This is a genomic window from Pedobacter sp. (genome assembly GCF_045627485.1).
In the GTDB taxonomy this organism is placed as follows: Bacteria; Bacteroidota; Bacteroidia; order Sphingobacteriales; family Sphingobacteriaceae; genus Pedobacter.
On the sequence record NZ_JAZQNU010000080.1, the window covers coordinates 1 to 5771 of the forward strand.

6 protein-coding genes are annotated in these 5771 nt (G+C 39.4%); 4 read left to right on the forward strand and 2 right to left on the reverse strand.

The window, feature by feature from the left end:
* The 4 genes from ACR2F3_RS05940 to ACR2F3_RS05955 all read left to right on the forward strand — a co-directional run.
* The coding region (locus ACR2F3_RS05940) for a peroxiredoxin family protein (protein ID WP_432709062.1) at window positions 1-785 on the forward strand (785 nt) is incomplete at its 5' end.
* 106 nt (window positions 786-891) lie between these two features.
* Window positions 892-1581 carry a response regulator transcription factor gene (locus tag ACR2F3_RS05945; RefSeq protein WP_432709063.1) on the forward strand — a complete coding sequence of 230 codons (690 nt, stop codon included), beginning with the start codon at window positions 892-894 and terminating at the stop codon, window positions 1579-1581.
* Window positions 1582-1609: 28 nt separating this feature from the next.
* The gene (locus ACR2F3_RS05950) at window positions 1610-2332 is read left to right on the forward strand and encodes an RluA family pseudouridine synthase (RefSeq protein ID WP_432709064.1); all 723 of its coding nucleotides are present in this window, start codon (window positions 1610-1612) and stop codon (window positions 2330-2332) included.
* 11 nt (window positions 2333-2343) lie between these two features.
* On the forward strand, window positions 2344-4131 hold the full coding sequence (locus ACR2F3_RS05955; RefSeq protein WP_432709065.1) for a chloride channel protein: 1788 nt from the start codon (window positions 2344-2346) through the stop codon (window positions 4129-4131).
* Between the two features lie 50 nt (window positions 4132-4181).
* Here ACR2F3_RS05955 and ACR2F3_RS05960 read toward each other — a convergent pair whose 3' ends face one another.
* Complete coding sequence (locus tag ACR2F3_RS05960) at window positions 4182-5588, reverse strand: sigma-54-dependent transcriptional regulator (protein ID WP_432709066.1); 1407 nt, start codon at window positions 5586-5588, stop codon at window positions 4182-4184.
* A 3-nt stretch (window positions 5589-5591) separates the two neighbouring features.
* A partial coding sequence (locus ACR2F3_RS05965) for a hypothetical protein (RefSeq protein WP_432709067.1) occupies window positions 5592-5771 on the reverse strand: 180 nt, incomplete at its 5' end.

The window sequence follows — 5771 nt, forward strand, 5'->3', positions numbered from 1 at the left end:
TGTCGGGTGCAGAAGAAGCTGATAAACTGGAAGCGCTTAATGTGACCAAAAATAAATTTATGGCGAAAATAGAAGCTGTTCAGCGTGAGTTTGATGAACAGGTTGCTAACGATCCAGACAACAGGGATGCCATAATGGAGAAGATTCGCCCACAATACACTAAAGAAATTGAAAACCTTAACCAGGAAATCTTGAAGTTTGCACAAGATAATAGTGGTTCTCTTGCTGGATTTTATGCGATTAACTTGTTGAACCCATCAGAATATGAAGAAGAAATGGTGGCTTACTCTGACAAGATTAAAAGCAAGTTTAATAATAACCCTGCTGTTACAGAATTTTTGGTACGCATGGCGAATTTAAAAACAGTACAGGTTGGTCAGCCAGCGCCTGCATTTACAATCAATGGCATTGACGGAAATAAAATTAGCCTGGCCGATTTTAAAGGTAAATACGTGTTGTTAGACTTTTGGGCATCGTGGTGCCAGCCTTGTCGTCAGGAAAACCCTAACATTGTTAAAGCTTACCAAACTTATAAAGACAAAAACTTTACTGTATTTGGTGTTTCTCTTGATAAAGATAAGGTAGCGTGGCAAAAAGCAATTAAAACGGATAATTTAACCTGGCCACATGGCGGTGAGTTGATGGATTTCGAAGGTCCTGTTGTTAAACAGTATCAGATTGAGGCTATTCCATCATCTTTTCTTCTTGATCCTCAAGGTATTATTATCGCAAAGAACTTGAGAGCAGAAGAATTAGATGCTTTCTTAGCTAAAACATTAAAATAAAGTCAGTACGTTGTTAATTATAAAAAACGAGTTAACAATTTCGTAACTTGCTGTTAACCTTGCCGTATTTTATAATGAGTAGTTTCGTAATAAATAATTTAAAAATATGAGCGTAGCCAAACAAAAGATACTTATTGTTGATGATGAACCTGATATTTTAGAATTAGTTGAATACAATCTAAAGAAAGAAGGCTATCAGGTTTTCGTCGCTGGTAACGGCCAGGCTGGTATTGCATTAGCTAAAAAAATACATCCAGATTTGGTTATCCTCGATATTATGATGCCTGTAATGGATGGGATAGAGGCTTGTCGTTTAATGCGTGCTATCCCAGAGTTTAAGAATACGTTCATGGTGTTTTTAACCGCCAGGAGTGAGGAGTATTCTGAAATAGCAGGTTTTAACGTAGGTGCAGATGATTATATAGCGAAACCAATTAAACCGCGTGCACTGGTAAGCCGCATTAACGCCATATTACGCAGGAACAACAACAGTAACGAGGTGTCGGAAAACAAGGTTGAGATTGGTGACCTTGTTATTGACCGGGAGGCTTACCTAGTATTTCAACGTGGCAATAAGGTGGTTTTAGCTAAAAAGGAATTCGAATTGTTATATCTTTTGGCTTCAAAACCAGGGAAGGTATACACTAGAGAATCTATTCTGAAAAATATCTGGGAAGATTCTGTGGTGGTAACCAATCGTACTATTGATGTGCATATTCGTAAGTTGAGAGAGAAACTGGGAGAGAATTATGTCTCCACGGTGAAAGGTGTGGGTTATAAATTCGAACTTTCTTAGTACTTTTGCAGCTAAGAACTCTATATCATTGAAATATCCAAATTTTAAAGACCTCATATTATTTGAAAACAACGATTTTATCGTTGTCAATAAGCCGCCTTTCGTTGCTTCACTTGATGAGCGTGGCGGCTCGGGCGAAGTGAATATCCTGCGCCTTGCCAAACAATACAGCGATGATGCTCAGGTTTGCCACCGTTTAGATAAAGAAACCAGTGGTGCAATTTTAATTGCCAAAACTCCTGAGGCATATCGTCATGCCTCCATGCAGTTTGAACGTCGTAAGGTGACTAAAATCTACCATGCAGTAGTTGACGGGCAGTTTACCTTTAACGACCTGTTAGTTGATTTGCCTATTTTAAACGATGGCAATAAAAACGTGACGATTGACAGGATGGAAGGGAAACGTGCAGAAACCTATTTTAATTCACTAAAATATTATAAACATTATACCTTAGTGGAATGTAAACCCGTTACAGGTAGAATGCATCAGATCAGGATACACCTGGCTACTCAACGTGCTTCTATCTCCGGTGATCATATGTATAAAGGTAAACCCGTATACCTGTCGGCACTTAAAAAAAACTACCGAATTTCTAAAGATGATGAGGAACAACCTATCATGAAACGTTTTGCACTTCACGCCAAGTATCTTACTTTTAAAGGTATGGATGAGCAGGACATATTGATTGATGCCCCTTATCCTAAAGATTTCGCGACATTAATAAAGCTTTTAGATAAGTTCGACAGCTAAATTAAAGAGATATGCATGTAAAGTTCCTCCGTTATATCGACACATTAAATCAGTACCGGAGAACGAAAATATCGAACCGGAACTTTTTGATTATTGCCGCCCTGGTGGTAGGAATTATTTCGGGGTGTGTGGCCGCGGTATTAAAAAGCCTCACTCACCACATTGAAGAGTATTTACAAACCGGTTTTCAATGGCATTATAAGTATTACCTTTACTTTTTTTTTCCTTTTATCGGTATTCTGCTGTCTGTTATGTATACCCGGCGGTTTATTCGTATAGGAAAGTTTGAAACAGGCTTAAGTCCCGTATTATTTACCATTGCAAAAAAATCAAGCAGGGTAGAGTCCCATAACATATATTCACAAGTCATAACTTCAGCGTTAACCGTGGGCTTCGGTGGTTCTGTGGGACTCGAATCACCACTTGTGACGAGTGGTTCTGCCATTGGATCAGCGGTGGGCAAATTTCTTGGGCTTTCGTACCGGGAAATAACGATGCTTCTGTCCTGTGGTGCCGCTGCAGGAATTGCTAGTGCATTCAATAGCCCAATTGCGGGGGCTTTATTTGCTATTGAGATTCTACTGCCCGAGTTTACCATTCCTGCCTTTATTCCATTGCTTTTGTCGGCGGCCACGGCTTCGGTGGTGGCGCGTTTTTTCTATTCAGAACAGCTTTTTGTTTTAGTGACTGAAGGTTGGGTAGTGAATGCCATACCATACTATATTATATTGTCAGTCTTTATTGGTTTATTCTCTATTTATTTTACTAAGGTAAATTATCTTGTAAAGAATTATTTCAAGCGAATAGATAATCCTTACAGAAAAGTAGTTATCGGTGGCTTATTTCTAGGGATCATGTTGTTTTTATTTCCAGCACTCTACGGCGAGGGTTATGTCACCATTCGAAGCCTACTCAGCGGCAATTACGATTGGATTGTAAGCAACAGTATTTTTTCTGAGTATACCAATATACCTTTTGTACTGGTCCTTATTACGGTAGCTACTCTTTTTGCAAAATCGTTTGCTACACTCGTTACCTTAAACGCTGGGGGGAATGGCGGCATGTTTGCTCCAAGTTTGTTTATGGGTGGCTTGATAGGCTTTATCTTCGCATATACTATAAATTTAACAGGTTTAGGGGAGTTAAACGTGGTGAATTTTATTGTTGCTGGTATGGCTGCGGCACTTAGCGGTATTATGCATGCGCCTTTAACCGGTATCTTTTTAATTGCTGAAATCACCGGAGGATACATTCTAATGGTGCCATTGATGATTACGTCTTCTATATCTTATCTCATTAGCCGCAACCACAGTAAGTATTCCATTCATACTAAATCACTTGCTGAAAGTGACAGCTTGCTCTCGCATGAAGACAAGGACACGACGGTATTGAGGATGATGAAACTTCGATACCTGATTGAGAAAGATAATTTGGTGTTAAAAACCGGAGATATATTGTCTGATCGTCTTGCCGATATGATGCAATCAAAACGCAACCTTTTTGCGGTAGTTGATGAAGAAAATCATCTCATGGGGCTCGTATATATGGACGATGTATTTAAATTGGCTACAAACGATGAGGCTAAGGCAAGTCCGGTATCCAATATAATGCACACCGCACCAGATGTGATACGGGAAGATTATTCTTTAAAGCAGGTTCTTTCTAAAATGGAAGCATCAAATTTGTGGGTATTACCTGTGGTGAGTGACAATGGCACTTTTATAGGCTTTGTTTCTAAAACAGCCATCTTTAATAAATACAGGGCCTTGTTAACACGGCAAGCTGATTACCTAGAATAACCTGGGAATAAAAAAAGACAGGTTCTTTACGATTCCTGTCTTTTTAAAATTTATGATTCTGCAGTTCGTTTTAATCCGAACTTTTCAATTTTGCTGTACAAATGACTCCTTTGAATGTCAATATCGTCGGCAGTTTTCGAAACATTCCAATTGTTTTTCTCTAGTTTAAATTTGATAAACTCACGTTCGGCGTAGTCTTTATAATCCTGGAAGTTATTAAACCTATCGTAATCCAGTGCAGTGGGTGCCTGGCTTGCAACAATCTGTGAACCGTTTGCAGCACCTATATTAGTACCACCACCTGGATTGGCGAATGCAGTTACATCATGTTCAGTGATCACTTTATCACTTAAAATAATCAAACGTTCAATCATGTTATGTAGTTCACGCACATTGCCTGTCCATGGTAAACGTTGTAAAGCAACTACGCCTGCATCGCTGATTTTTTTAATCGGCATGCCATATTCTTTGCAAATTTCTTCGAGGAAACTTTGTGCTAATACTGGAATATCCTCCACACGTTCTGTCAATTGTGGAACGTGAATATTAATAACGTTTAGACGGTGGTATAAATCCATACGGAAGTTACCGTCCTCAATTTCTTTCAATAAATCTTTATTGGTAGCTGCAATGACCCTTACGTTCACTTCAAATTCTTTTTCGCCACCAACACGGGTTATTTTATGCTCTTGCAGCGCACGGAGCACTTTTGCCTGGGCAGAAAGGCTCATGTCGCCAATTTCATCCAGGAAGAGCGTGCCGCCATTAGCTAATTCAAATTTACCAATACGTTGTTTTACTGCAGAGGTAAAAGAACCTTTTTCGTGACCGAAAAGTTCACTTTCAATAAGTTCAGAGGGGATGGCTGCGCAGTTTACCTCAATAAGAGGTGCATCGGCACGGTATGATTTTTCGTGTAACCAGCGTGCAACCAGTTCCTTACCACTACCATTGGCTCCAGTAACTAAAACACGGGCTTCGGTAGGCGCAACACGTTCGATGGTTTCTTTAATTTTACTGATGCATTCAGAGCTACCCAGGATATCTCTGGTCTTACTGGCTTTACGTTTTAATACTTTGGTTTCTGTAACGAGGTTACCACGGTCCAGTGCATTCCTAACGGTAATGAGCAGGCGGTTTAAATCCGGTGGTTTGGAGATAAAGTCAAAGGCACCTTTTTTACTGGCTTCAATGGCAGTTTCTACTGTACCATGACCAGAGATCATGATAAAAGGAAGGTCAGGACTAAAGGCAAGCGCTTGTTCGAGCACTTCCATACCATCCATTCTATTCATTTTGATATCGCATAACACGAGGTCAAACTTCTTCTTTTTAATTAGTTCAAGCCCATCAACACCATTATCAATATCATCAACCTCGTAGTTTTCGTATTCTAAGATCTCCCGCAAGGTACTTCTTATTGCCCGCTCGTCATCAATTATTAATAATTTTGCCATAGGTTATGCTAAATATTTTTTATAGGATACTAATATATTACTATTTACTAATAATGCTTGTAAATAAAAAAAATGCAAGCCTATAAGCCGGGTTCTGTACACCATTGCTGGCGCATCTATCATTAATCTACTATAAATGTTGGCATTTATCTCTAACGACCTACCCACTAACATCGGACGGGC